This window comes from Gammaproteobacteria bacterium, assembly GCA_035279405.1.
GTDB lineage: Bacteria > Pseudomonadota > Gammaproteobacteria > Natronospirales > REEB76 > REEB76.
The window spans coordinates 168,537-194,262 of the sequence record DATEHU010000017.1 but is presented as its reverse complement, the minus strand read 5'-3'; the positions used below and the strand labels follow the sequence as shown (position 1 = coordinate 194,262).

The 25,726-nt window shown below is 60.2% G+C and carries 25 protein-coding genes and 1 pseudogene; 6 read left to right on the top strand and 20 right to left on the bottom strand.

The annotated features are described in order from the left end of the window. Positions 1-3 precede the first annotated feature (3 nt). Together VJR90_02125 and VJR90_02120 are read left to right on the top strand one after the other, a co-directional pair. Positions 4-1,002, top strand: a complete 999-nt coding sequence (locus tag VJR90_02125) for a serine/threonine protein kinase (protein ID HKV96273.1) — start codon at positions 4-6, stop codon at positions 1,000-1,002. A 59-nt stretch (positions 1,003-1,061) separates the two neighbouring features. Next, positions 1,062-2,411, top strand: a complete 1,350-nt coding sequence (locus tag VJR90_02120; GenBank protein HKV96272.1) for a YhjD/YihY/BrkB family envelope integrity protein — start codon at positions 1,062-1,064, stop codon at positions 2,409-2,411. A gap of 12 nt (positions 2,412-2,423) precedes the next feature. Here the strand turns inward: VJR90_02120 and VJR90_02115 are convergent, their stop codons facing one another. The 15 genes and pseudogenes from VJR90_02115 to glnE all read right to left on the bottom strand — a co-directional run bounded on the left by VJR90_02115 (position 2,424) and on the right by glnE (position 15,903). Further along, complete coding sequence (locus VJR90_02115; GenBank protein HKV96271.1) at positions 2,424-3,878, bottom strand: DHA2 family efflux MFS transporter permease subunit; 1,455 nt, start codon at positions 3,876-3,878, stop codon at positions 2,424-2,426. 317 nt (positions 3,879-4,195) lie between these two features. Then, positions 4,196-4,555, bottom strand: a complete 360-nt coding sequence (locus tag VJR90_02110) for a DUF1428 domain-containing protein (protein ID HKV96270.1) — start codon at positions 4,553-4,555, stop codon at positions 4,196-4,198. Between the two features lie 64 nt (positions 4,556-4,619). Continuing rightward, entirely contained in the window at positions 4,620-5,288 is a 669-nt protein-coding gene (locus VJR90_02105; GenBank protein ID HKV96269.1) for a dihydrofolate reductase family protein, read from the bottom strand. 85 nt (positions 5,289-5,373) lie between these two features. Next, complete coding sequence (locus VJR90_02100) at positions 5,374-6,030, bottom strand: dihydrofolate reductase family protein (GenBank protein ID HKV96268.1); 657 nt, start codon at positions 6,028-6,030, stop codon at positions 5,374-5,376. Between the two features lie 38 nt (positions 6,031-6,068). After that, positions 6,069-6,566, bottom strand: a complete 498-nt coding sequence (locus VJR90_02095; GenBank protein HKV96267.1) for a VOC family protein — start codon at positions 6,564-6,566, stop codon at positions 6,069-6,071. A 52-nt stretch (positions 6,567-6,618) separates the two neighbouring features. Next, entirely contained in the window at positions 6,619-7,017 is a 399-nt protein-coding gene (locus tag VJR90_02090; protein HKV96266.1) for a DoxX family protein, read from the bottom strand. 38 nt (positions 7,018-7,055) lie between these two features. Next, positions 7,056-7,476 (bottom strand): annotated as a pseudogene (locus VJR90_02085) (VOC family protein). Positions 7,477-7,502: 26 nt separating this feature from the next. Then, a complete protein-coding gene (locus VJR90_02080) occupies positions 7,503-7,928 on the bottom strand; it encodes a YciI family protein (protein HKV96265.1) in 426 nt (141 codons plus the stop codon). Positions 7,929-7,958: 30 nt separating this feature from the next. Then, entirely contained in the window at positions 7,959-8,324 is a 366-nt protein-coding gene (locus tag VJR90_02075) for a YciI family protein (protein ID HKV96264.1), read from the bottom strand. Between the two features lie 148 nt (positions 8,325-8,472). Further along, positions 8,473-9,729 (bottom strand): RNA polymerase sigma factor, encoded by a 1,257-nt coding sequence (locus VJR90_02070; GenBank protein HKV96263.1) that lies wholly within the window; start codon positions 9,727-9,729, stop codon positions 8,473-8,475. Positions 9,730-9,908: 179 nt separating this feature from the next. Beyond that, positions 9,909-10,937, bottom strand: a complete 1,029-nt coding sequence (waaF, locus tag VJR90_02065; GenBank protein HKV96262.1) for a lipopolysaccharide heptosyltransferase II — start codon at positions 10,935-10,937, stop codon at positions 9,909-9,911. A 109-nt stretch (positions 10,938-11,046) separates the two neighbouring features. Continuing rightward, positions 11,047-11,988, bottom strand: coding sequence for an ADP-glyceromanno-heptose 6-epimerase (rfaD, locus tag VJR90_02060; GenBank protein HKV96261.1), 942 nt, complete (start codon positions 11,986-11,988; stop codon positions 11,047-11,049). Next, positions 11,985-12,743 carry a glycosyltransferase family 2 protein gene (locus tag VJR90_02055; GenBank protein HKV96260.1) on the bottom strand — a complete coding sequence of 253 codons (759 nt, stop codon included), beginning with the start codon at positions 12,741-12,743 and terminating at the stop codon, positions 11,985-11,987. Before VJR90_02055 ends, rfaD begins: the two co-directional genes overlap by 4 nt. Positions 12,744-12,767: 24 nt before the next feature. Further along, on the bottom strand, positions 12,768-12,974 hold the full coding sequence (locus VJR90_02050) for a zinc-finger domain-containing protein (protein HKV96259.1): 207 nt from the start codon (positions 12,972-12,974) through the stop codon (positions 12,768-12,770). 37 nt (positions 12,975-13,011) lie between these two features. Further along, on the bottom strand, positions 13,012-15,903 hold the full coding sequence (glnE, locus tag VJR90_02045) for a bifunctional [glutamate--ammonia ligase]-adenylyl-L-tyrosine phosphorylase/[glutamate--ammonia-ligase] adenylyltransferase (protein HKV96258.1): 2,892 nt from the start codon (positions 15,901-15,903) through the stop codon (positions 13,012-13,014). 44 nt (positions 15,904-15,947) lie between these two features. Between glnE and VJR90_02040 the strand changes: the two genes are divergently transcribed. Further along, a complete protein-coding gene (locus VJR90_02040; protein HKV96257.1) occupies positions 15,948-17,231 on the top strand; it encodes a THUMP domain-containing protein in 1,284 nt (427 codons plus the stop codon). 105 nt (positions 17,232-17,336) lie between these two features. Next, positions 17,337-17,870, top strand: a complete 534-nt coding sequence (locus VJR90_02035; protein ID HKV96256.1) for a VOC family protein — start codon at positions 17,337-17,339, stop codon at positions 17,868-17,870. A 182-nt stretch (positions 17,871-18,052) separates the two neighbouring features. Here the strand turns inward: VJR90_02035 and VJR90_02030 are convergent, their stop codons facing one another. Beyond that, positions 18,053-19,024, bottom strand: coding sequence for a quinone oxidoreductase (locus VJR90_02030; GenBank protein ID HKV96255.1), 972 nt, complete (start codon positions 19,022-19,024; stop codon positions 18,053-18,055). A 149-nt stretch (positions 19,025-19,173) separates the two neighbouring features. Between VJR90_02030 and VJR90_02025 the strand changes: the two genes are divergently transcribed. Together VJR90_02025 and VJR90_02020 are read left to right on the top strand one after the other, a co-directional pair. Next, positions 19,174-19,734, top strand: a complete 561-nt coding sequence (locus tag VJR90_02025) for a hypothetical protein (GenBank protein HKV96254.1) — start codon at positions 19,174-19,176, stop codon at positions 19,732-19,734. A gap of 122 nt (positions 19,735-19,856) precedes the next feature. After that, positions 19,857-20,288, top strand: a complete 432-nt coding sequence (locus VJR90_02020) for a DinB family protein (protein HKV96253.1) — start codon at positions 19,857-19,859, stop codon at positions 20,286-20,288. A 30-nt stretch (positions 20,289-20,318) separates the two neighbouring features. Here the strand turns inward: VJR90_02020 and VJR90_02015 are convergent, their stop codons facing one another. From VJR90_02015 to groL, 4 genes are all read right to left on the bottom strand, one after another. Further along, on the bottom strand, positions 20,319-21,185 hold the full coding sequence (locus VJR90_02015) for a dihydrofolate reductase family protein (GenBank protein ID HKV96252.1): 867 nt from the start codon (positions 21,183-21,185) through the stop codon (positions 20,319-20,321). Positions 21,186-21,253: 68 nt separating this feature from the next. Beyond that, positions 21,254-21,463: a DUF2945 domain-containing protein gene (locus tag VJR90_02010; GenBank protein HKV96251.1), complete on the bottom strand. Its 210-nt coding sequence runs from the start codon at positions 21,461-21,463 to the stop codon at positions 21,254-21,256. Between the two features lie 319 nt (positions 21,464-21,782). Further along, the gene (locus VJR90_02005; GenBank protein HKV96250.1) at positions 21,783-23,414 is read right to left on the bottom strand and encodes a UvrD-helicase domain-containing protein; all 1,632 of its coding nucleotides are present in this window, start codon (positions 23,412-23,414) and stop codon (positions 21,783-21,785) included. Positions 23,415-24,081: 667 nt separating this feature from the next. Then, on the bottom strand, positions 24,082-25,716 hold the full coding sequence (gene groL / locus VJR90_02000) for a chaperonin GroEL (GenBank protein HKV96249.1): 1,635 nt from the start codon (positions 25,714-25,716) through the stop codon (positions 24,082-24,084). Positions 25,717-25,726 lie beyond the last annotated feature (10 nt).

The window sequence follows — 25,726 nt, the reverse complement described above, 5'->3', positions numbered from 1 at the left end:
CACATGAACGATGTGACTTCTGCCACGCCTTACGAAAACCTGACGCCGGATACCATTCTCGCCGCGGTCGAGTCCGCCGGCCGGCTGAGCGACGGACGATTGCTCGCGCTCAACAGCTACGAGAACCGCGTGTATCAGGTGGGCATCGAGGACAGTGCGCCGCTGATCGCCAAGTTCTACCGTCCCGGCCGCTGGTCCGACGCAGCCATTCTGGAAGAGCACGCCTTCAGCCGGGAACTGACTGACGCAGAAATCCCCGTGGTTGCGCCGCTCGCGGATGCGCAAGGCGCGACGCTCCTGCACCATGCCGGTTACCGCTTTGCATTGTTCCCGCGCCAGGGCGGCCGCGCGCCTGATCTGGAACGGCCCGATCAGCTTGAATGGCTGGGTCGCTTCATCGGGCGCATCCATGCAGTCGGCGCAGCGGGACGGTTTCAAAACCGTCCGAAAATCGACATTGAAACCCTGGGCCGTAGACCGCGGGAATTCATCCTGCACAGCGGCTTCCTGCCGCCGGAACTTGTGCCGCGTTACCGAGAAGTGACTGATCTGTTGCTGGCCGGCGTGGCGCGTAACTTCGAGCGTGCGGGAGAATTCCGGCACATCCGGCTGCACGGCGACTGTCATCCCGGCAACCTGCTGTGGACCGATGCCGGCCCGCACTTCGTTGACCTGGACGACTGCGCCACGGGTCCGGCGGTGCAGGATTTGTGGATGCTGCTCGCCGGCTCGCGCGCCGACATGCAGCAACAACTCGGTCACGTACTGGACGGCTATCAGCAGTTTGTCGACTTCAATTCCGCGGAACTCTGGCTGATGGAGGCATTGCGTGCATTGCGCATGTTGCACTACGCCGCCTGGATCGCGCGCCGCTGGAGCGATCCGGCCTTCCCGCGCGCCTTCCCCTGGTTCAATGCGCCGCGCTACTGGGAAGAGCACATCCAGAGCCTGCGCGAGCAGCTGGCGTTGCTCGATGAAGCCCCGCTCAACCTGGAGCGGTAAGCCGTGGTGGCGGGCCGAATGCAGCTAGAATTAAGCACTCCGGAAACCGGGAACCGCGCATGCTGAAGGGCATCGCCCGCACGTTTGACCGCTTTATCTGGCACGGCGATCTGCACACCATGCCGGTGCACAAACGCCTGCTGGTCTTCTGGCTGCGCATGCTGCAGGTGCTGGTGCAGGATTTCGCCGGCGGCGAAATCACGCTGCGCGCCATGAGCCTGGTGTACACCTCGCTGCTGGCGATCGTGCCGCTGCTGGCATTCGTGTTCGCGGTGCTCAAGGGCCTGGGCGTGCAGGACAACCTCGAGCCGCTGCTGTTCGATTTTCTGGCGCCGCTCGGGGAAAAGGGCGAAGTGCTGTCCGGGCGCATCCTCAACTTCGTGGATCACGTGCGCGCCGGCGTGCTCGGTACCATCGGCCTGCTGGTGCTGCTGTACGCGGTGGTGGCGTTGGTGCAGAAAGTCGAAACCGGCCTGAACCACGTGTGGCAGGTGCGCGAAGTGCGCACTCTGGGCGAGCGTTTCAGCCATTATCTGGGCGTGATCCTGATCGGCCCGCTGCTGGTGGTCGCGGCGTTCGCCATCACCGCCACGGTCAGCAGCCATACCGTCATGCAGCAGATCATGGCGTTCGGCGTCTCCGGCCATCTGCTGCTGCTCGCCACCAAGGTGGTGCCCTACCTGATGGTGATCGCGGCGTTCACGTTCATTTACGCATTCGTGCCCCACACCCACGTGCAATTCCGTGCCGCGCTCTACGGCGGCATATTCGCCGGCATCCTGTGGGAATTCACCGGCTGGGCATTTACCGCCCTCACCGTTACGTCCACGCGTTTGACGCTGATTTATTCCGGCTTCGCCATCCTGGTGATGTTCATGGCGTGGATTTACCTGTGCTGGCTGATCCTGTTCGTGGGCGCGCAGGTGGCGTTCTACGTGCAGAACCCGGAACTGGTGCGCCGCCGCGGCCGGGAAGACGTCGGCGGCCGCACGCTCGAGCGCCTGGCGTTGCACATCATGTATCTCGTCGGCCGCAGCTACCACGACAGCCGACCGCCGTGGTCGCGCGAGGAACTCGCGCGGCGGCTGCGCGTGCCCACCGAATCGGTGCTGGACGTGCTGGGGCGCCTGCGTGAAAACGGGCTGCTGATGCTGATCTCCGGCCGCATCCGCCGCTACGTGCCGGCGCGTGACATGGGTACCATCACGCTGCAGGATATTGTCAACGTCATGCGGCTCAATCCCACGGGCGCCGAAGACGTGGATTCCTATCTCAAGGGCGTGCCGGCCGTGGACACCGTGGTCAACCGCCTGGACCACGCGATTGAATCCGCACTCGGCCAAACCACGCTGCGCGAACTGGTGGAGCAGCAGGCCGTAATCGACATCGCGGACGTGCGCCGCGCGTGAGCGGGCAGCGGCTTACGGTTTGACGGGCTGCGCAACGTCGACGGTGATCGCGGTTCTGCCCCGCAGCCAGATTGCGCCCACCGCGGCTGCGAGCGCCGCAAAACAGGCGCCGGCAAAGAACGCCAGGTGATAGCCGTCGTTGAGCGCGGCCAGTTGGGTATGGCCTGACGACAACAGCGCGGAGGTTCGCGCGCTCGCGATACTTGCCAGCACCGCCAGACCCAGCGCTCCGCCCATCATGAATGCGGTGTTCACGATGCCCGACGCCAAGCCCGATTCGTCCGGCGCGACGTCATTCATCGCCGCCATCAGCACCGGGTTGAAAGCGATGCCCGCGCCGATGCCGAGCAACAGCATGCCGGGCAGCACGTCAATCACAAAGTTCCCGCTTAACGGTGCGCGCGCAAACAGCAGCAAGCCTGCGGCGGCCAGCCCCAATCCCGCCGCGAGCGGCAGGCGGTAACCGAAACGCATGACCAGGTGCGCGGACAAGCCTACCGAGAATACCGCCATGATGATATTGGCCGGCAGAAACGCGAGCCCGACCTGCAACGGGTTGTAACCCAGCACCAACTGCAGATACAGCGCCGAAAGAAAGAACCACGCGAACATGGCCGCGGCCCACAACACACCGACCATGTTGGCCGTGCTCAGGTTGCGTAGCCGGAACAGTTTGAGTGGCATGAGCGGCGCGCGTACCCGGGTCTCGATGGTCAGAAACACCGCGAACAACACCAGTGCCGCCGCCAGCAGGCCCAGCGTGCGGGCCGAGGTCCAGCCGGCGCTGTTGCCGTTGACCACGGCATACACCGCGAGCAGGAGCGCAGCGGTAATCGTGACCGCACCACCGAAATCGAGATGCTTGTGCAGCGTGTCGCCGCGCACGCGCGGCAACCAGCGCAGCGTGAGCACGATCACCAGCGCGCCGACCGGCACGTTCACAAGGAAGATCCAGTGCCAACTGAGCGAGGCGGTCAGGAGTCCGCCCAACAACACGCCGACACTGCCGCCACCCGCGCACACGAAACCGAATACACCCATGGCTTTGGCGCGCTCCGCCGGCTCGGTGAACAGATTCATCATCAGCGACAAGGCCACGGCATCCACTACCGCGCCGCCGATGCCCTGCACCGCGCGCGCCACCACCAGCAAACCCTGCGAGTCCGACAGGCCGCACGCCATCGAAGCCAGCGAGAATCCCGCGAGACCGATGAGAAACACGCGGCGATGACCGTAGAGATCGCCCAACCGGCCCCCGAGCAGCAGGCAGCCGCCAAAAGTAAGGAGATAGGCATTCACCACCCAGGCGAGCGACGTTTCGCTGAAGCCCAAGGCCTCGCGGATGGAAGGCAACGCCACATTCACGATCGTGACGTCGAGCACAATCATGAGCGCGCCCAGACACAGCACGCCGAATGCCAGCCAGCGGTGGTCGCGTTGCGAGGAGGCGGAGGCGATTTTAGTCATGCTGTCTGCCATTGATTTACCCAAGCAGGTACTGGTTCATTAACCGTTCGCCCTGAGCGTAATGACGCGGGGTCGAATCGTCCGGTAAGCGCAAGTTATTCGCTGCCTTGGAACAGCTGAAAAATTCACTTGGGACAAATCCCCCCGCGCGCAAAGCGCGCTTCCCCCCTTTTGAAAAGGGGGGTGAGGGGCGAAGCCCCGAACGGGCAGCCACGGATGGCTGCCCTGGACTTTCGAACGGAGCAGGATTGCGAAGTGCGAAAGGGGGGATTTCAGGTGCACCGAATAAACAGCGTCGCACATTTTCATAGATGCTCTTAAAGAGAAATCATTGGTTTAAAGCCGCCCCAAAACATGCGCTTGCCATCGAAGGGCATTTTTTTCGGGTCCATCAGGTCGGCGATGCGTGGATCGCTCATGACTTTGTTGATGATGCGGTCGCGCTGCGCGCGCGACTTGTACACAATCCAGGAAAACACCACGATCTCACCGGGTTTCAGCTTCACTGCCTGCGGGAACGACGTGAGCTTGCCGGGTTTTACGTCGTCGGCAAGACATTCGACGTATTGCAGTGCGCCAAGTTCGCGCCAGATACGGCCCGCCTTGCGCGCGATGCGGCGATAGGCCGGCAATTGCTTTTTCGGTATAGGCAACACGAAACCATCTACGTAACTCATAAATCCTCCTGTTAAGGGTGCATACAATCTAGTGCAAGTTGGGGTAAACCCTGTCCACGTCACATCACCACATCTTATCCACCATTTTTTTGCGTCGAGCCAACTCCTGCGCGCTCGGTTCGGCATTCGCGAACGAACCAGGCTGGATATCGCCGCTGGGTGCATAGGTACTCATCACAACACCGGTGCCCGAAACCCGGGAGTGCACGAGCCGCAGTGCCGAAGGCTTGGCGGTCTCGCTGAAGAGGCGCTTGCCCCGCCCAAGCACCACTGGAAAAGTCCACACGTTGTACTCGTCTATCAGTGAGGCGGCCTGGAGTGTTTGAATCAGGTTGCCGCTGCCGATTATCTGTAGATCCGGCCCAGCTTGGGCCTTGAGAGCCGTGACTGCCGAGACGACATCGCCGTGGAGCAGGGTTGAGTTGTTCCAGCGCAGCACCCTCAAAGTCCGCGAAGCAACATATTTTTTCGCCGTATTGAGCGTCTTCGCAATCGGGTCATCCGGCGGCTGATACGGCCAGAACGCTTCGAATATCTCGTAGGTCCTGCGCCCGAGCAGCAGCTCGCGGTCCTTGCCGTCGAAACCTGCCGTGGAGATATCCATGCTTTCGTCCGCGTAGTTGAACATCCAACCGCCAAGCGTAAAACCGCCAGTGGGGTCTTCTTCCGGCCCGCCGGGCGCTTGCATGATTCCGTCAAGCGAGACAAACGTGGATGCAATGAGTTTTCTCATGGAAACACTCCTGTCGTGAGGCGGGTCTTGGTCATGCTTGCTGATGACAGGCAGTAAGGTTGTGAAGACTTCGCCCCAACCTGCATCATTCCTGGACGCGCTTGCGCAGAAAAACATGCGTGGCGCGCTCGCCCGTAATTTGCTTCACGCACTCATAGCCCAGAGCGCGCATATTCAAGCCGCTGAACAATTGCTCGCCGGAACCCAGCAAGACCGGCCGGATAGCCAAGTGCAACTCGTTAATCAATCCCGCACGCAGATATTGCCGAACGGTGGCCACGCCGCCACCGAGGCGCACGTCCAGACTGCCGGCCGCCGCCCTCGCATGCTCCAGGGCCTTGTGTATGCCCTCCGTAACAAAGTGGAACTCCGTGCCGCCGGCCATCCTGAGCGGTGCGCGCGCATGATGCGTCAGCACAAACACCTTAGTGTGATACGGCGGCTCCTCGCCCCACCAGCCCCGCCAGCTCTCGTCCGGCCACGGACCGCGAACAGGACCGAACATGTTGCGTCCCAGAATCCAGGCGCCGATACCCGCGAAGCCTTGCTCGGCGATGGTGTTGTCCGTGCCAGTTTCGCCGCCTTCCCGTCCCTGTACCTTCTGCTGGAATACCCGGGTGGGGAAGAACCACTCCATCAGCTCGGGGCCGCCGACGCCCAGCGGATTCTCGAGATCCTGGTCCGGCCCGGCACCGTAGCCATCCAGCGAAACTCCAAAGCTTTGCACGCGTAGTTTTGACACTTTGTTCCTCACTGTCCGTTTCAAGTACTGATCCGCAATCAGCCGCGATAGGCGCGTTCGAGTTCCGCGATGTCGAGCTTCTTCATCTGCATCATGGCGCGCATCGCGCGTGCCGCCTTTTGCGCGTCGGGATCGGTGAGCATCTTGGGCAGTACCGTGGGTACGATCTGCCAGGACAGGCCGTATTTGTCCTTGAGCCAGCCGCAGATCTGCGCCTTGGGGTCACCGCCCGCGCCGAGCTTGTCCCAATAATGATCCAGTTCTTTCTGGGTCTCGCAAAATACCTGAAAGGAAACCGCTTCGGTGAATTTGAACTGCATCTCGCCGGCGCCGTTGAGCGCGGTGAAATTCTGGCCGTCGAGCGTGAATTCCACGGTCAGCACCATATCCGCCGATATGCCGAGTTGCTTCCCAGCTTCCGGGCCATAGCGCAAAATCTTGCCGATCTTCGAGTTTTTGAAGATGCCGGTGTAAAAGTGCACCGCTTCCTCGGCTTCACTGTGGTTGAACCATAAACAGGGGGTAATCTTTTGCATTTCCATTTCCATATCTCCCATGAAGTATCAAATGACTCCGAACAATTCCACATCAACGCCGCACGGGGAGAATTGCCCGCAACTGCGGATCGCGTAAAAATAAGCCTCCCCAAACCAGGATGCCGTAGATAACGGCGAGGCTGATATTCAACACCGGTGCCACGGGCACAAATAGATTGGTTGCTACCGCTCCGCCCAGATAACCGGTAATCAAAATGGCACCCAGCACCGACGTGCGCGGAATGGCATACAGAACGGTGCTGATCAGCAATATGATGCCGAGACCGACCACCACGCCTTCGTGCCAGCTAGTAGCCTTGACCACCAGCCCCGGCATGAACAGTTTCATGGCGGCATCAAACAGGAAAAACAGCGTGGCCAGGATGACGATAATGCGGCCCGTCCAAAGCATGGCTTTGGATGCGGGAGCAGTTTCAATAGCGTACTGCATAAATTTCTCTCCATTTATGTTTCGGATCTCTCGCAGAATCAGCTTTCAGCTGGAACGATGATCATCCAGCCCACACCGAATTTATCCTTGAGCATGCCGAAACAAGATGAAAAGAAGGTTTTGGCGAGCGGCATGTTCACTTCACCGCCGTTGGCCAGCGCGGCAAACACGCGCTTGGCTTCTGCCTCATTCGTCACGCTGAGCGACAGGCGAAAGCCTTGAAAGCCGGTAATGGTCTGGGTAGCGTCGTCGCATGCCATCACCTGGGTGTCGCCGACGCGAAATTCTGTGTACATCACCTTGTCTTCGTAACCAGGTGGCACCATGCCGGGCGGTGGTGGTTCCGGACTGTCCTGATAGCGCATCAGTCTTCCTTGTTTGGCGCCGAGATGTTTTTTTGTAATACTCAACGGCCTCTTCGCAACGTCCCTGGAAAAACAGATACGGTTGAATTTGCATGGTGCTTTCCTGATTATGTGATTAGTTTAGTGCTTCGGATTCTTGGCAAGCTGCTCGCGCATGCGCGCTCCCCGCTCGCGCATCTCCGGGGTCAATTCATCGCCGAAATCCTCCGCCTCGAACACCGGACGGATCTCCACTTCGGCGCCGCCGTCAAAAGGCGCGCGCTTTAGCCAGTCTACGGCTTCCTGCATGGATTTCACCTTCCATATCCAGAAGCCAGCAATCAGTTCCTTGGTTTCGGTGAAAGGGCCGTCCGTCACGGTACGCTTGGCGCCCTCGAAGCGCACGCGCTTGCCTTTGGAACTGGGGTGTAACCCATCGCCGGCGAGCATCACGCCGACTTTCACCAGCTCCTCGTTGAACTTGCCCATGGGTTCCAACAGCTCACGCTTCGGCATGACGCCGGCTTCGGTTTCTTTGTTTGCTTTGACAATGACCATAACTCTCATTGCAGTATCTCCTATTAAATGGTGAATGAATCAGCGTTGCCGCTGCGCCTGCGCCGCCACAACGGTTTCGCGGATCGGCCGGATGGGCCGCACCTCGATACTGCCGACGCGCGCCGGCGGAATCTTTGCGGCAATTTGGATGGCTTCGTTCAGGTCGCGCGCCTCAACCATGTAGAACCCGGCCAGTTGCTCCTTAGTCTCGGCAAACGGTCCATCGGTGATGGCCACCTGACCGTTGCGCACCCGCACGGTAGTAGCCGTAGTAACCGATTGCAGCGCCTCGGAGGCAAGGCAGCGGCCGTCTGCCCGCAGCCCCGTGTCAAAAGCCACACACTCGGCATCGGGTACCTCCTCCAGTCGTTTCTCGTCCAGATAAACCAGGCACAGATATTTCATGTTTCACTCCAGGCCAGGATTGGGGGCTCTTACTCCATGGTCGAACGGCGACTCGGGATTTCGACAGACCGCCGCTTCCGTTCTCCTTGGATAGTCGGATGGGTTGGCCTGGATTCGGCAGGTGGCCAAAGTGAAAAGTATGCGCCGCCTATTCCGGCAAGGCAGCCAGGCGGCGTTCCAAGAAGCGCCGCTCTGGTTCCTGACGCGCGAGGGTGAGCGCACGTTCATAAGCTGTACGGGCTTCGGCGGTCCTGCCGAGCCGCCGGCAAAGATCGGCGCGGGCCGCGTGGGCCAGATGGTAATCCGCGAGTTCACCGCGTGCGAGCAACGCGTCAATCAGGTCGAGACCCACCGCCGGGCCATGGGACATGGCCACGGCAACGGCGCGGTTCAGTTCCACCACCGGCGAGGGTTGCAACGATTGCAGCGCGTCGTACAAATCAACGATGCGTTTCCAGTCGGTAGTCGCGGCGCTTGGAGCGCGCGCATGTTCGGCCGCAATTGTCGCTTGCAAAGTGTAATGCCCGACGCGGCGTGAGGCGAAAGCGCGTTCAATCAGAGCCAGACCTTCGGCAATCTGTTCGCGGTTCCAGAGCAAACGGTTCTGATCTTCCAGCAGGATCAGTTCGCCTTCCTTTGTGCTGCGTGCCGCGCGCCGCGATTCCTGCAATAGCATCAGCGCCAGCAAACCCATTACTTCCAGTTCCGGCAGCATTTCCAGAAGCAGCCGGCCGAGTCGGATGGCTTCGCGGGAGAGATCGCTACGCGTCAGTGCCGCGCCAGAGGAAGCCGAGTAACCCTCATTGAACACCAGGTAGATGACGCGCAGTACACCGTCGAGCCGTTCCGGCAACTCGGCGCGCACCGGCACTTCGTAGGGGATGTCCGCCTCGCGGATTTTATTCTTGGCGCGCACGATGCGCTGGGCAATGGTGGGTGCGCGGGTGAGAAAGGCGCTGGCGATTTCCTCGGTGGTCAGACCGCAGACTTCGCGCAGCGTCAAAGCCACCTGCGCGTCGGGCGCGAGCGCCGGATGGCAGCAGGTAAAAATCAACCGCAGCCGGTCGTCCGCGATACTCCCGGGTTCTGCGTCCGGCGCGGCACTTTCGTCAGCAAGTGCCTCCACCTGTGCGGCTGCGGCGTCGAGGGCCTCGAAGCGCGCATCGCGGCGCAGCTTGTCTATGGCCTTGAAGCGGCCAGTGGAAACCAGCCAGGCGCGCGGATTTTCCGGCACTCCCTCAGAAGGCCACTGCGCGAGAGCGGCCGCGAAGGCATCGTGCAGGGCTTCTTCGGCCAGATCGAAATCGCCCACAAGCCGGATGAGCGTCGCCAGCACGCGCCGCGATTCGGTGCGGTAAATCGAATCCACCGCGGTACGGACAACTTGTGTGGCGTCCTGGTCCATGAGTGCGCCGTTGCTCCATTGCTATCCCGATGGGGATGCTACCGCAGAGCGTCTGACTATATGCGCGACGATGATTATTCGGAGCACCTGAAATCGCCCCTCCCCCCCCCTTTGCAAAGGGGGGGGCGCGCTCTGCGCGCAGGGGGATTTGACACAGGCATTCATGTTGCAAGGTGCTCTTAGGGAATAATTCGTTGGACCTCATCTACGCTCATGTGGTTCAGGCAATTGGTGTGGCCGAACGGGCATTCGCGCCGGAAACACGGGCTGCAATCGAGGTGCAGATAGACGATTTCCGCCTTGTCGGTAAGCGGCGGGGTGTAATCGGGCGTCGAAGAGCCGTAAAGCGCGACTACCTTGATGCTTACGGCGGCCGCGATGTGCATGAGACCGGAGTCGTTGGTCACCGCGGTTTCGGCCAGCGACATGAGGTCAATGACATCTTCGAGCCGGGTCTCACCACAGAGATTCACGACATGCCGGCCGGCGATGCGAAGAATTTCCTCGCCGAGCGGCTGTTCCTTTGTCGAGCCGAATACCCACACCTGCTTGCCCGCTGCAACCAAGCGCTTTGCAAGGTCGCCGAAGTGATCCGTCGGCCAGCGCTTGCTCGGACCATATTCAGCCCCGGGCATGACAGCAATGACCGGCCGATCGCGGTTCAATGCCAGCTTGTCCAGCAAGGCGTTTTGGTTCCGCGTATCCACGCGCAATGCAGAATGCGGAATGGGCGGCGGCAACGTGTCGCCTTGCTCCAGTCCCAGCGCCACGTAACGCTGCACCGTCTGGGTAAGCACGGACTTGTCGAGCGTGCGCATATCGTTGATGAGGCCGTAACGCCACTCACCGCGATAGCCGGTACGCCGTGGAATACCGGCAAAGAGCGGCACCAGCGCGGACTTCCAGGAGCGCGGCATGACGATGGCTTGATCGTAACGTCCGCGCAGCAGGTGCCCCAGCCGCCGGCGCGCACCGAAGCCGAATTCACCGTGCCCCAGAGGCATGCTGTGTGCGGCATGCACTTCGGGCATGCGCGCCAGCAGCGACTTCGACCAAGCCGGCGCCAGCACGTCAATCTCACAATCGGGAAAACGCTGCTTGAGGGTGACGAACAGGCTTTGCGCCATCACCATGTCGCCGATCCAGGCAGGGCCGACAACTAAAATGCGGTGAGGGGTGAGGGGTGAGGGGTTAGGGGTGCTATTCATTGTTTTGACTCCTTCACCCTGCGGGAGAAGGTGGGGATGAGGGGGAATTGATCACCCCTCACCCTGGCCTCTCCCCTCAACGGGGCGAGGGGACAAAGCGGCTGCGCAATTATTTGTTCAGCCACTCCATGTATTTCTGCACCCCCTGCTCCACCGTCATGAACTTGTGCTCGCAACCGGCGGCACGCAGCGCGCTCATATCGGCTTCGGTGAAGCTCTGGTAACGGCCTTTCAGATTTTCCGGGAACGCGATGTATTCGATCTTGCCCTTGCCGTGGAACTTGATGACGGCATTGGCCACCTCGTTGAAGGTCTGGCTCTTGCCGGTGCCGAGGTTGAAGATGCCGGAGACCTTGGGGTGATCGAAAGCCCAGAGATTCACGGCGCACACGTCGTCCACGTGAATGAAATCGCGGCGCTGCTCGCCGTCCTTGTAACCACCGCTACCTTCGAAGAGCTTACAGTTGCCGGTGGCAAGTATCTCGTTGTTGAAGTGGAAGGCGGTACTGGCCATCTTGCCCTTGTGCTGCTCGCGCGGGCCATAGACATTGAAGTAGCGGAAGCCGGCGATCTGGCTCTTGAACGCGGCCTGCATGCGGCGGCGCACATACTGATCGAACAGGAACTTGGAATAGCCGTAAAGGTTGAGCGGCGCCTCGTATTGACGCTCTTCCTTGAACACCTTGCCGCCGCCGTACACCGCGGCCGACGAGGCATAGAGGAACGGAATTTTGTGAGTCAGGCAATATTCCAACAGCGTCTTGGAGTAGTCATAGTTCACGGTCATCATGTAATGGCCGTCCCACTCGGTGGTGTCGGAACAGGCGCCGTTGTGGAATACCGCCTCAATCGGGCCGAGCGTGCCCGCGGTGAGCTGTTGCAGGAATTGATCCTTGTCGAGGTAATCCGCGATCTCCGCCTCCACGAGATTCCGGAACTTGGTGCCGTCCTTGAGGTCGTCCACCGCAATCATGTCGGTGCGGCCGCGCCGGTTGAGCGCCAGCACCAGATTGCTGCCCACGAAGCCGGCCGCGCCGGTGACGATGATCATGTTTGATCTCTCTTTGAATAGATAACTATATATTTATAGAACACGCCGTTGGCTTCGGATACTGAAATCAGCAGGCCGCGCCAACCATCCAGCATGCCGAGCCTGAGGAAATAGGCGCGGATGAACGCCCACACGGTCTTGAATAAAATGATAGCCGGCGGATAGGTGCGCGTGGATTCCCCCGCCTTGAGCATGGTGTAGCGGTGCATTTTCACCAGGAAATCGCCGGCATCGCGCATCGCGGTGTGGCGCAGTACTCCCGTGAGCGGCACGGCCCGCTCGCCGGCCTGCAATTCCACCTTCTCGTGCACCGCCACGGCGTTGAATTGGTGGGTACGCCGGTTATACAGGCGTGTGAGTCGCTGGCTGCCCCAGCCGCCGTGGCGCACGCGCTTGCCGAGAAGAAAATTCTGGCGCTCGACCGAATAGGCCTGCTCCGGCTTGTCCAGCGTGAGTCCGGCGATGGCCGCAGCCAGACCGGGCTCGACGACTTCGTCGGCATCAAGCGAAAAAATCCAGTCGTTCTTCGCCAGCGACGCCGCGGCCTTGCGCGTGGGGCCAAAGCCGGTGAACTCACCCTGCTGAACCCTCGCATTCGGGTAGCGCGCGGCGATTTCCAGAGTTCCGTCGCGGGAGCCGTTGTCGTACAGGACCACTTCGCCGAACTCGCGCACCGAGTCGAGTGTGGTCGCCAGCGTGGCCGCGGCATCGCGCACGATCATGACGACGGAAATCCGGGAAAGCGCTTTGCTCATGCGGCTCTCCGCCGTGACGCCGTGTCAGTCAACCAGCGTGTACGTCGCACCGCAGTAGGGGCACTTGATGTTGCCGGTGGCTTCTATGGCGAGGAACACCCGCGGATGCGAATTCCACAGACTCATGCCGTCCGTGGGACAGTGCAACGGCAAATCCTTGCGGGTAACGTCGTAGTGACGCTTGGCGTTCGGCGTTCCCTGTTTTTGAGTCTTGACGGCAGGCTGGCTCACGTTTGCGTCCGGTTGGCGTAGGAGGCTGGCGATTATATCAAGGCCTCGCAGGCGCTTCGTCGGGCAATGCTCCGATGGTTGACGCCCACAGTTCCCGCACACGCGCACGCCGCGGCTCTGCCTCCGCCGCCGGGATGCGCGCCGGCAGGCCTTCAAGGCTCGTGCGATGCACGATGCGGCGAAAGGCCTTATAGGTGTCCGTCAGAAACTCGCCGGTCTCTGCCGTGACCACCCTTTCAGCCACCAATCCTTCCAGATTACGGATGTTGTCAGTCCAGTCGAGCAGCGCGGGATGGCGGTCCGCATTGGCCAGCACCCAGTACTGCACCAGGAACTCGATGTCCGTGAGGCCGCCGGCATCCAGCTTGAGGTCGAATTCCCCGGCGCTTGCCGCATGCTCGTGCCGCATGCGCGTCCGCATTTCGGCTACCTCACGGCGCAATGTCTGCGCGTCGCGCGGTTTGCCGAGCACCTCCCGGCGCAGCGCTTCGAATTCCGTGCCCACCTCGCTGTCTCCGGCCACCGGCCGGGCGCGCAGCAAAGCCTGGTGTTCCCAGGTCCAGGCCTGCGCGCGTTGATAGCGCGCGAAGCTGTCCAGAGAACTCACGATCAAACCGGCCGCACCGCTCGGCCGCAGCCGAGTGTCCACTTGATAAAGCACCCCCGAGGCCGTCGGGATCGAGAGGATATTGATGACGCGCTGCGCGAGACGCGTGAAGTACTCGCTGTTGTCGAGCACGCGTGCGCCATTCGATTGCTGTTCGCCGCTGCGGCTGTCGTGCAGGAATACCAGATCGAGGTCCGAACCATAGCCCAACTCCCAGCCGCCGAGCTTGCCGTACGCAATCACGCCGAAGCGCGCGCGCCGCAGCCGGCCGCGCTCGATGCACTGCGGCTCGCCGTGGCGCGTGCGCATGTGACGCCAGGCGATGTCGAGCGCCTTGCGTATCACCTGCTCGGCGATCCAGGTGAGGAAATCGCTGACCTTCATGAGCGGTGCCTGACCGGCCAGATCCGCCGCGGCCACCCGCACTACCGCGGCCTGCTGGAACTGGCGCAGCGCATCCATCTGCGCTTCCAGGTCATCCGCGGGGATATCCGCGAATGCGGTCTCCAGCTCGCGTTGCAGCGAATCCTGCGTCGGAAATTCGCTGAAGATGCGCGGATCAATCAGCTCGTCGAGCAGCAGCGGCGAGCGTGCGACGAGATCGGCGAGCCAGTTGCTGCCGGCCACCAGCCGCGCAAGGTGTTGCAGCGCCGTGGGCCGCTCCACCAGCAGCGCCAGATACGCGGAGCGTTTGCCGATGGCCTCGACCACGTGCAGCAGCCGCCGAAATGTTGCGGTGGGTGAAGACGTGGCGGCGGCCGTTTCCAGCAACCGCGGCATGAGTTCGTCCAGCCGCTGGCGGCCGCGCGTGCCGAGCCCGCTGATGAATCCGCTGTTGCGCAGCGCGCCCAGCTCTTCGGCCACGGCGGCGGCCTCGGCGTACCCGGCGCTTTCCAGCCGCGTGACCGAATCTTCCCGGGCAAGCATGCCCTGCCACAAGGACGTATAGGGCGAATCACGGTGCTGCTGCTCGCGCAGCGCGCGCGGCATCACCACCACGGCGTCGAACACCTGCTGCACATGCCGGCGGTGCGTGGCGAGTGCCGCGGCAAATTCATCCCAGTCGGCGCAGTTCATGGTCCAGGCGAGACGCGCGCGGCCCTCGGCATCGCGCGGCAGTTCGTGGGTCTGCTGATCGCGCCATTCCTGCAGGCGGTTTTCCACGCGGCGCAGAAATTCATAGGCCGCGGCCAGATCCGCGGTTTCCTGCGGCTTCAAATAATTTTCCGCGCCCAGATGGCGCAACACCAGCAACACTGCGCGCGTGCGCAGCGGCGGTTCACGCCCGCCGCGGATCAGCTGAAATACCTGCGCGATGAACTCGATCTCGCGGATGCCGCCGGGACCCAGCTTGATGTTGTCTTCGAGCCCGCGGCGCGCGACATCCTGGCGGATCAGCTCCTTCATCTCGCGCAAGGATTCGAAGGCGTTGAAGTCGAGGTAACGGCGGTACACGAAGGGCCGCAGCCGCTCCAGAAGCTGCGCACCCGCTTTGACATCGCCGGCACAGGGCCGCATTTTGATGAGCGCGTAGCGTTCCCAGTCGCGACCGTGGTTCTGGTAATAGGTCTCCATGGCATTAAAGCTCATGGCGAGCGGTCCGGCTTCGCCGAAGGGGCGCAAGCGCAAGTCCACGCGGAATACGAAACCGTCGGCGGTCGGCTCGTCCAGCACGCGCTTGAAGCGTTGACCAAGGTGCAGGAAATACTCGTCGTTGTCGAGCGGTTTCGCGCCGTCGCTCGCACCGTGTTCTGGATAGGCAAAAATCAAATCCACGTCGGAAGAAAAGTTGAGTTCGCCGGCGCCGAGTTTGCCGAGCGCGAGTACGACGAGCGTCTGGGGCACACCCCGGGCGTTACGTGCCACGCCGTGGCGTCCGGCACGCCATTGCGTCAAAGGTTTGAGCGCGCCCTCGAGACAGGCATCGGCGAGATCGGACAAATCCCGCAGGGTTTCCGCAAGCTCCGCCCAGCCGGTGAGATCGCGCCAGGCGATACGCAGCATTTCACGCCGCCGCACGCGGCGCAGCACGGTCATGAGTTCGTCTTCCGACACAAACGTGCGCGTCGCGAGTTGCGCGGCCACGCGTGCGCCCGGGGACTCGGTGCTCAACAGATCGCCGGATGCACACAATTCATCCAGGAGCTGCGGCTCACGCACGCAGCTTTCGGCCACAAATGCACTGCTTGCCCAGACCCGCGACAGGCTGTCATTCACGGCCGCAGGCAGGCGTGCCGGATCGCCGCCGTTGGCACGCCACTGTGTCAGTCCGGCTTCAAGCCCGGGCATCAACAACGCGGGGCAAGTGGCGGCGCGGTTCATGGAATGCGACCATACAGTTCCGAAGCGTTCCGTACCCTAACACAATGCCCGCCGCTGTCAGCCGCAAACCGCCGGTGCGTGCCGAGCGCCATTTTTTCGCGACCGCTGCGCGCGGCCTGGAGCCGCTGGTCGCAGACGAATTGCGCGCGCTCGGTGCACATGAAGTGAACGAAGCGCGCGGCGGCGCGTCTTTCAGCGGGCCGCTCGCCATTGCCTACGGTGCCTGCCTGTGGCTGCGCACCGCCAACCGCGTGCTCATGCCGTTGGCGCGGTTTCCCGCGCCGGATGCCGACCGGCTCTATACCGCGGTCACGCGCATGCCCTGGGAGAACGATCTTTCGCCCGATGGCACGCTGGCGGTGGATTTCACCGGCAGCAACGAAAACATCATCCACACCGGGTTCGGCGCGCAACGCGTCAAGGACGCGATCGTGGATCGCTTCCGCGAAACATCCGGCCGCCGGCCTTCGGTGAATGTCGAGCAGCCGGACCTGCGCATCAACGTGCACCTGCACCGCGACATCACCACGGTGAGCCTGGATCTCTCGGGCGACAGTCTGCACCAGCGCGGCTACCGCATACGTGGGGTCGCGGCGCCGCTCAAGGAAACTCTCGCCGCAGCGCTACTGCTCAAATGCGGCTGGCCGGAAATCGGCAAACAAGGCGGCACATTCGTGGATCCGATGTGCGGATCCGGAACGCTCGCGATTGAAGCCGCGCTCATCGCGGGCGACGTGGCGCCGGGACTGTGGCGCACGCGCTGGGGCTTCAGCGGCTGGCGCAAGCATGATCCGCAGCTCTGGGACCACATGTTGCAGGAGGCACGCCGGCGTCGTGATGCCGGCCGCGGGAAAATTCCAGTGATCCTGGGTATGGATCCTGATCCACAAGCTATTGCAGCCGCGAAGGCCAATGCCGAACGCGCGGGCCTCATGACATTAAAGGATATGCAGCCGCCCTCACCCGACTCTCTCCCAAAGGGAAAGGGGAAATCGGAGCGAAGCTTGATTCATTTTGAACGCCGTGCGTTAGCCGATAACGTGCTGAGTACTGGGCTCACCCCCGGTTTGGTAGTGACCAATCCCCCTTACGGCGAGCGGCTGGGCGAAGCCGGGCAACTTGGCCCGTTGTACGTCGAACTCGGTCGGTGGCTGCGGAGCCAGTGCCCGGGCTGGCGCGCGGGCGTGATCACGGACAACCGGGATCTTGCGAAGCAGATCGGCGTGCGTGCCCGGAAAATCAACACCTTTTATAACGGCGCGCTCGAATGCAGGTTGCTGCAGTTCGATATTGAGCCTGAATGGTTCATGCGCAGTACCAACGTGTGACATAAGCGGACGCCCGGTCCCGGTTAATGAACATGGCGTGGCCACCCTGTCAGCCGCCCGGCATTAAACTGAGCATTCGTTTAATGTGATTGTCAGGAGGTCCACATGGTAAAGAAGTCCGCAAAATCGAAATCTGCAAAACGTCGCGCCGGCAAACCCAAGGCCAAGACGGGCAAACCGCGTCGTGTTCAGCCGATTCCCGCCGGTTACCACAGCATCACGCCCTATCTGATCATCAATGGCGCGGCGGCGGCGCTGGAGTTCTACAAAAACGCTTTCGGCGCCAGGGAAAAGGTGCGCATGCCGGCTCCCGGAGGGCGCATCGGTCACGCCGAGATTCTGATCGGCACATCTCACGTCATGTTGGCGGATGAAAATCCGGAGATGGGCGCACGTGCACCGCAGCCGGGCAGCTCGTCGCCGGTGAGTGTCCTGCTCTACGTCAAGGACGTGGATAAAGTCTTTGAGCGCGCCGTAAGCAGCGGCGCCCGGGTCGAACGGCCGGTGGAGAATCAATTTTACGGCGACCGTACCGGCACGCTCATTGATCCGTATGGCCACCGCTGGCATATCCACACGCATATTGAGGACGTGTCGCCCAAGGAAATGCAGCGACGCATGCAGGAGCAACATCATTAAATCCGAAGCCCCGCAAAAGCGGGGCTTCTTTCAACCCACCATCAGTTGGCTTGGCGCTCCCACGGAGCACCGAACAAAATTGATATGTGTGGAAAATCCCCCCGTGCGCAGAACCCCCCTTTTGCAAAGGGGGGGATTTCAATTGCTCAGCAAAAGCGATGACACACAAGTCGCGTACTGTGCTACGGCAACAACACCGTCGAACCCGTGGTTTTGCGGGATTCGAGGTCGCGGTGCGCTTGAGCTGCTTCCCGCAGCGGATAGGTCTGGTTGACGGCAATTTTCACTGTGCCCTTCTTCACGACCGCGAATAATTCACGTGCGGTACGCACCAGGTCTTCGCGCCGGGCAATGTAGGTTCCTAAAGTCGGGCGCGTAATAAACAGCGAGCCTTTCTGCGTCAGGACCGTGGGACTGAACGGCGGCACCGCACCCGAGGCGTTGCCGTAGGTCACCATCAGGCCCAGCGGCGCCAGACAATCCAGCGAATCCATGAAGGTGTCCTTGCCCACGCCGTCATAGACCACCGGCACGCCCGCACCTTTGGTGATCTCTTTCACACGCTCCGAAACTTTCTCGCGCGATGTCACGAGCACGTGCTTGCAGCCAACCTTTTTTGCGAGCGCCACCTTGGCATCGCTGCCCACGGTACCGATGACCGTAGCGCCAAGATATTTTGCCCACTGGCAGAGAATCTGGCCGACACCGCCGGCCGCGGCGTGCACCAGGATCGTGTCGCCCTTCTTCACCTTATATGTACGCCGCAAGAGGAATTGCGCAGTCATACCCTTGAGCATCATGGCCGCCGCGGTCTTGTCACTCACTCCCGCGGGGATTTTCACTAAACGGTCGGACGGCCGCAGCAGAACTTCCGCATAGGAACCGGTCGGGTCCGTGTAGGCCACGCGATCGCCCGATTTGAACTCCTTCACTTTCGGACCGACCGCCTCCACCACACCCGCACCTTCCCGGCCGAGAGTCGCGGGCAACGAAATCGGGTACAGCCCGCTGCGGTAATAGGCATCCACGAAATTCAGGCCGACGGCGGTGTTGCGCACCAAGACCTCGCCGGGGCCGGGCTTGCCGACCGCGACTTCTTCCCAGCGCAGCACTTCCGGCCCGCCGGTTGCGTATATGCGGATGGCGTGGGGCATGGGTATTCTCCCGGGAAACAGGGTTGGGTCGTGCTATTCGACAATATATTACCCGCATGTCAACGACATGCGGTGACGGGTCATTCCGCGCAATTGCGGCGTAGAATCCCACGACCCCACTGCGGGGCAACATTTGCAAGGAGCACCCCATGATCACTTTGACCCAGTTGTGGCTGCCGATCCTGCTCTCCGCAATCGGCGTGTTCATCGCCAGCAGCATCGTGCACATGGCCCTGAAATTCTGGCACATGCCGGACTATCACGGCTTCTCCAATGAAGATGAAGTGGGCGCCGCAATCCGCAAGGGCAATCCCTCGCCCGGCATGTACATGCTGCCGTTTTGCAAAATGGAGGACATGAAAAAGCCCGAGGCTCAGGAGAAATACAAGCGGGGCCCGGTGGCTTTCATGTTCCTGCGCGCGAGCGGCACGCCCAAAATGGGGGCAAGCCTGGTCCAGTGGTTCATTTTCTGCCTGATCGTCTCGATCTTCTGCGCCTACATTGCCTCCAGTACGCTGGCCGGCGGCACCGCCGGTCTGCAAGTGTTCCGCGTCGTCGCCACGGTCGGATTCATGGCTTACGCCTTCGCCGTGCTGCCGATGGGAATCTGGTACGGCCAGCCTTGGAAAGCCGTGACCAAGGACGTGATTGACGGCTTGATCTACAGCCTGATCACCGGCGCAATCTTCGCGGCGCTCTGGCACGCATAACTCAAGCATTGGCGTGGCAACCAACAGCAGCGGACTCGCCGAGCGCGAGTCCGCTGTTCTCGAACGGCTAGAATGTAAGTAACACCATGTCGCCAGAGGAAGCCATCGCCGCACTCACACGCATGCCGGAAACCCTGCGGCGGCAGGTTGCCGGTCTCACAGATGCGCAACTGCACTACCAGCCCAAAGGCGGATACTTTTCCGTGCTGGAAAATATCTGCCACCTGCGGGATATCGAAATCGAAGGCTACGGAGTACGGCTGCATCGCATGCTTGCGGAAAATCACCCCACGCTGCCCGACATCAACGGCGGTCAGCTCGCCCGCGAACGGCACTACAGCGAACAGCCAATGCAGCCAGCTCTGGATGCTTTTACCGAAGCGCGCCACACAAACCTGAAGATTCTTGGGGATGTAACGGATACTCAGCTCGCCCGGGCGGCTTATCTCGAAGGTGTAGGCGAAATCACGTTAGGGAAATTACTGGAACTGTGGGTCGAGCATGACCGCGGGCACGTTCAGGAACTGAAAAAGCTGAGGACCGCCGTTCGTTAGCCTAACCAAACACATAATAGACATGACAACTCAATCGTCCAGCGGGGCGCGGTAATCGAATACGGAAAATAACTGCTCGACAGCGCCGCTTTCACCGGCGTCGTAATAAAGCGAATGCAGCTTGAAGTCGGCCGGCGAACTAAGCTCCTCGCCGGTGTAAAGCGTTTCAAATACCGGACCGCCCAGGATGCGGCAAGCTTGCGTTAGATAGAGTCGGTTCAGGACACCAGTGGAAAGAAGCGTGTTCAGCAACACGGAGCCCGCCGTCATGAAAATGTTGCCGAAGCCTTCTTTGGCCAGCGCTGCAATAAGCGCACGGCCTTCGACACGATTGCCGGTGCCAGTCTTTAACACGCGAACACCTTGCGCCGTCAACGTTTTAATCCGCGAGGCATCGGCCGCACCGCCGCTGGCGATGTAAATTCTCCGGCCCGAATGCAGCAGCAGCTCCGGAATCGGCAAATCGAGACTCCCGGTGACAATGGCGACAGCTGGTTGCGACGCCAAACCGCGTGCGCGCCGCCATTCGAGCAGATCGGCGAATTCCGGCTTGTCGCTGACCGGCAAATTATCCTGTGCAACTCCGGCGGCGAGATCGCGGATATATCTGCCGGTAGTCACCAACACATCAGCCGATGCGGCCAGCTCCTGCACCAGCCGCCAGTCGCGCGAATTCGCAATCGCGCGCGGCACCTTGTGTGTTTTGGTTTCCCGGTCAGGCAGCGCAATCCGTCCATCGAGGCTCGCAATAAAGCTCGCATATACGAATGGCCGCGCCGGCGTCCCGGAAGGCCGCAGCGCATCGTTGAGATAAAGCCCGCGCAAGGGCGCCGGCCCGCCCGGGCCGGGAAACAGGCGCAGAACTGGTCTTTGATTGCTACTCGGAGCCTTCGTCATGTTACGCAATGTAACGCATCATGCTGTGCGCCCGTTCATGCCAAGCGCAAATTATTGTTCCCCCGGAATCAGGCATGCCTGAGAGCACTGCCCTTGTGCGCCGCAATGTGCTCGGTCTTGTTGCTCTTGATTTCGTATTGCGGGTCATCTTTCGACGCATGATGCGTATGACCTTTGTAATCGAAATCGCGGGTATGAATCCTGATGATCGTGCCCGATACCCGTCCCGCCTCCGAATTCCAGCTCACGTGATCGCCGATTTTGAATCTCTTGGTCATATCACAACCATCTCGAGACCCATGCTCGACGCTACATTACAGCAAAACTGCCAATGAGGCGCCCTGGACGCCTTCATTCAAGCACGCCGTGCAAACCTGAAAATTCTTGGGAAGCTGACCGAATCCCAACTCGCCCGGACAGCTTATCTCGAAGGCGTAGGCGAAATCACGTTACACAAACTGCTGGAGCTATGGATTGAGCATAATCGGGGATACATTCAGGAGCTGGAAAGACTGCGAGCGGCGATGCGATAGTTTCGTTAAGCCTGCGGCGGCTTATCCGCTGCCCATTAGAAATTGTTTATGCTTTTCCTTTCTATTAGTCCCTCCTCCAGTACGCAGCATCCACATATATTTCTTCATAACGACTCGCGTCTATCCAGGAAAGAAAGATAGATGGTTGCTTTCTTGATTCGCCGAAGCGAGATGTCTTTAATAGAGTACATTTCCTTTTGGTTCGAGTTAATCCAACCAAAAACTTACAAATTTCAATATCGCGTATGTTCGCCGACTCGTGTGGCAACTCTCCTTGATGCATGCCGATAATGAAAACTTGTTGAGCAGAGAGACCTTTCGCACCCTCAAACGATGTGATCTTGATTGTTGGGCCACCGTCGTCTGGAGTCTGAGCGACTTCTTCTACTGTAGGCTCCCATCGGGCCGCTTCCTGAAGCACGGCTGCTCGATATTCTTCCGGTATTACGTCAAAGAGATTTGTCCGCCGAGCTTGAGCGGCATGCAGCCACCCAGCCAAAACGGTGTCGTCTTCAAATTCTCCAATGATTCTCCACCCTAAATTTGACGTTTCATTGCCTTTCAAAATTGCCAGACCATTTTCTCGTCTTATATTTGCAGGTTCACTCGAACTCGTATCAAATAACCGATTATGTTCCGTCAAATATTCTTCTATTTGCCGACGGTACGGATTACTTGCAATTATCAAGACGGTCAGTTCCCCCTTTTCCCTCGACTCGGCAATTTCTGCTTGCGGAACCTTTTCTATAGCTTGAATAAGATACTGCCCAAAATAGTTTGGTTTGCGCCGTTGCACGCTCGTCGTAATTGAGGTAATCCTCGGATACTGCCTGCTGGCCTCACCCTTAGCTGGTTCAAAGTGTCGAAATGGCTTTTCAATACGTCCACGTAGACGATGCAGCTTCGTTGCTTCCGCAATTACATCGTTTACTGCATTGACAATGACTTCTGGACATCTCATGCAGAATGGCAATGTAAATTTTTCGTATTCGTCACCAGCATAAAGTGCTCGAATATGATCCCAGCTGGCACCTCTTAACTGGCTGTACAGTGCCTGGTCATCATCACCAGCGATTACGATTGGGTTCTCCCGAGCTAGTATCTCGATTACAGCAGCTTCCATACGATTGAAATCTTGGTACTCATCTATTAAGACAAGATTAAATCCTCGAATCATCTCCGGATGAGCCGCTATCGCCAAATATGTTCGATACACGCTGTCGTCGAAATCTACAGCATCGTAGTAATTCGTTCTGTCTATAAAGAACTGTATCGCGGGATCCATCACCAGGTTGCGCATTAAATTCGTGAAAGCAGGAGGTCCTCCTCCATGTATATGCGTCCAATCAGACTTGATAATAGAAGTCAGTCCTGGTTGGCATATAAAATTCCGGGTTAGCCCCGCCCTTAGTACAGCATGCCTATGGAGTAATGACTGACAGTAACCATGAAGCGTAAAGATGCACGCAAGGTCGCCTAGGCTCTTGTCCAAGCCTTGTTTGAGGTTATTGATGAAGGTAAGAGCCAGCCGTGTGTCTCTGTTTCCCGCAGACTGCTCTAACAACGTACGAAACAGCGTGGTTTTCCCTGCGCCGGGACCCGCCACCACAAGTCTGCGCGAGCTATGGGACGCAACAATCCTTTCAATTGCTTCACGAAGTTCGCGTTGTACATCTTGTGCTTCCTGTCTTTGCATATCCGCACTCATACTCGACCCCAACATTGATTGGCGTGCTTGACTACGTGTCCATCACCCCTTGGATGCCGCCGAGCACTGGACAGAGTGAGGATAAGGCAGCGAAGCTGGCGAAGCCAGGAAGGCGAGCCTTCGCAGCGGCACAGGGATGTGCCGTCTGCGAAGCCCCGAACGAGGGAAGCGCGCAGGGCAGGCCGAAGGACCGGCATCCTGGGGCGTCCTTTCTTTTCGTCCATTTTCTTTGGACGAGCAAAGAAAATGGACCCGTGTTGCGGGGGCGGAACCCCGCTCTCTTGAAAAAGGCGCGGCCGAAGGCCGCTCCTTCCCTCTCCCCACCCTCTCCCGGAGGGAGGGGGGGTTGAATATAAGCCGCCGCTGGCGGCGGCTGCATTCAAAACCTGGATTCCGGCCTACGCCGGAATGACGGCGCAAAGGCATCGCGGCGAATATCGCCGCTCCCACATCAAAGGGAAAAGGCATCGCGGCGAATATCGCCGCTCCCACATACAAAAGAAAAGCCCCGAATTGCTGCGGGGCTTTTTTGCCTTCCTGATACAACCAACTTGCCCCCTCACTTTTGTCTCTCCCCCGCCTCGGGGGAGAGAGAACAAAGAGAAAAGAAAAACCCCGCCGAAGCGGGGTTTTTCTTTCCGACTTACTTGTCAGATCAGTAGTCCATGTCTCCCATGCCACCGCCGCCGGCGGGCATGGCAGGCTTCTCGTCCTTCGGCAGCTCAGCCACCATGGCTTCGGTGGTGATCAGCAGACCGGCCACGGAAGCGGCGTTCTGCAATGCAGTACGCGCTACTTTGGTGGGATCGAGGATGCCCAATTCCACCATGTCGCCGTATTCGCTGGTCTGGGCGTCGAAGCCGAAGTTGCCTGTACCGGCGGCGACCTTGTCCAGCACCACGTCCGGCGCGGCGCCGGAGTTTTCCACGATCTGGCGCAACGGCTCTTCGATGGCGCGGGCCAGGATCTGGATGCCGGTGTTCTGATCGTCATTGGCGCCCTTGAGCTTGGCAACCGCCTTGTGGGCACGCACGAAAGCCACACCGCCGCCGGGTACCACGCCTTCCTCGACCGCCGCACGTGTGGCGTGCAACGCATCTTCGACGCGGGCCTTCTTCTCTTTCATCTCGACTTCAGTCGCGGCACCGACCTTGACCACGGCCACGCCGCCCGCCAGTTTCGCCACGCGCTCCTGGAGTTTTTCCTTGTCGTAATCCGAGGTGGTTTCCTCGATCTGCGCCTTCACCGACTTGATGCGCGCCTCGATGTTCTTCTTCTGGCCGCCGCCGTCAATGATGGTGGTGTTTTCCTTGTCCACGATCACTTTCTTGGCGCTGCCCAGATCATTGAGGCTCGCCTTCTCGAGCGACAGGCCGACTTCCTCGGCGATCACGGTGCCGCCGGTGAGGGTAGCGATGTCTTCAAGCATGGCCTTGCGACGGTCGCCGAAGCCCGGCGCCTTGACCGCCACCACCTTGACGATGCCGCGGATGGTGTTGACCACGAGGGTGGCAAGCGCTTCGCCTTCCACGTCCTCGGCCACCACCAGCAGCTGCTTGCCGCTCTTAGCCACGGCCTCGAGGATCGGCAGCATTTCGCGGATGTTGGAGATTTTCTTGTCGTGCAGCAGGATGACCGGATTCTCAAGCTCCGCGCTCATGCTCTGCTGGTTGTTGATGAAATACGGCGAGAGGTAGCCGCGGTCGAACTGCATGCCCTCGACCACTTCCAGCTCGTTGTTGAGTCCCGAACCTTCCTCGACGGTGATCACGCCTTCCTTGCCGACCTTGTTCATGGCATCGGCGATGATCTTGCCGATGGACTCGTCACCGTTGGCGGAAATCGTGCCCACCTGGGCGATGGATTTGCTGTCCGAGGAGGGCTTGGAAAGCTTCTTGAGTTCTTCCACGACCGTGCCGACGGCCTTGTCGATGCCGCGCTTGAGGTCCATGGGGTTCATGCCCGCGGCCACGGCCTTCAGGCCTTCACGCATGATGGCCTGGGCCAGCACGGTGGCGGTGGTGGTGCCGTCGCCGGCCTCGTCTGAGGTGTGCGAGGCGACTTCCTTCACCATTTGCGCGCCCATGTTCTCGAACTTGTCCTTGAGTTCGATTTCCTTCGCCACGGACACGCCGTCCTTGGTGATGGTGGGGGCGCCGAAGCTCTTGTCGAGCACCACGTTGCGGCCCTTGGGGCCGAGGGTAACCTTGACGGCGTTCGCCAGGACATTCACGCCCCGGAACATGCGCTGACGCGCATCGTCACCGAATTTAACGTCTTTAGCAGCCATTGCTGTAATC

Coding starts and splice junctions, on each gene's coding strand:
- VJR90_02125 (HKV96273.1), top strand. CDS start 4: ATGAACGATGTGACTTCTGCCACGCCTTACGAAAACCTGACGCCGGAT.
- VJR90_02120 (HKV96272.1), top strand. CDS start 1,062: ATGCTGAAGGGCATCGCCCGCACGTTTGACCGCTTTATCTGGCACGGC.
- VJR90_02115 (HKV96271.1), bottom strand. CDS start 3,878: ATGACTAAAATCGCCTCCGCCTCCTCGCAACGCGACCACCGCTGGCTG.
- VJR90_02110 (HKV96270.1), bottom strand. CDS start 4,555: ATGAGTTACGTAGATGGTTTCGTGTTGCCTATACCGAAAAAGCAATTG.
- VJR90_02105 (HKV96269.1), bottom strand. CDS start 5,288: ATGAGAAAACTCATTGCATCCACGTTTGTCTCGCTTGACGGAATCATG.
- VJR90_02095 (HKV96267.1), bottom strand. CDS start 6,566: ATGCAAAAGATTACCCCCTGTTTATGGTTCAACCACAGTGAAGCCGAG.
- VJR90_02090 (HKV96266.1), bottom strand. CDS start 7,017: ATGCAGTACGCTATTGAAACTGCTCCCGCATCCAAAGCCATGCTTTGG.
- VJR90_02080 (HKV96265.1), bottom strand. CDS start 7,928: ATGAGAGTTATGGTCATTGTCAAAGCAAACAAAGAAACCGAAGCCGGC.
- VJR90_02075 (HKV96264.1), bottom strand. CDS start 8,324: ATGAAATATCTGTGCCTGGTTTATCTGGACGAGAAACGACTGGAGGAG.
- VJR90_02070 (HKV96263.1), bottom strand. CDS start 9,729: ATGGACCAGGACGCCACACAAGTTGTCCGTACCGCGGTGGATTCGATT.
- waaF (HKV96262.1), bottom strand. CDS start 10,937: ATGAATAGCACCCCTAACCCCTCACCCCTCACCCCTCACCGCATTTTA.
- rfaD (HKV96261.1), bottom strand. CDS start 11,988: ATGATCATCGTCACCGGCGCGGCCGGCTTCGTGGGCAGCAATCTGGTG.
- VJR90_02055 (HKV96260.1), bottom strand. CDS start 12,743: ATGAGCAAAGCGCTTTCCCGGATTTCCGTCGTCATGATCGTGCGCGAT.
- glnE (HKV96258.1), bottom strand. CDS start 15,903: ATGAACCGCGCCGCCACTTGCCCCGCGTTGTTGATGCCCGGGCTTGAA.
- VJR90_02040 (HKV96257.1), top strand. CDS start 15,948: ATGCCCGCCGCTGTCAGCCGCAAACCGCCGGTGCGTGCCGAGCGCCAT.
- VJR90_02035 (HKV96256.1), top strand. CDS start 17,337: ATGGTAAAGAAGTCCGCAAAATCGAAATCTGCAAAACGTCGCGCCGGC.
- VJR90_02030 (HKV96255.1), bottom strand. CDS start 19,024: ATGCCCCACGCCATCCGCATATACGCAACCGGCGGGCCGGAAGTGCTG.
- VJR90_02025 (HKV96254.1), top strand. CDS start 19,174: ATGATCACTTTGACCCAGTTGTGGCTGCCGATCCTGCTCTCCGCAATC.
- VJR90_02020 (HKV96253.1), top strand. CDS start 19,857: ATGCCGGAAACCCTGCGGCGGCAGGTTGCCGGTCTCACAGATGCGCAA.
- VJR90_02015 (HKV96252.1), bottom strand. CDS start 21,185: ATGACGAAGGCTCCGAGTAGCAATCAAAGACCAGTTCTGCGCCTGTTT.
- VJR90_02010 (HKV96251.1), bottom strand. CDS start 21,463: ATGACCAAGAGATTCAAAATCGGCGATCACGTGAGCTGGAATTCGGAG.
- VJR90_02005 (HKV96250.1), bottom strand. CDS start 23,414: ATGCAAAGACAGGAAGCACAAGATGTACAACGCGAACTTCGTGAAGCA.
- groL (HKV96249.1), bottom strand. CDS start 25,716: ATGGCTGCTAAAGACGTTAAATTCGGTGACGATGCGCGTCAGCGCATG.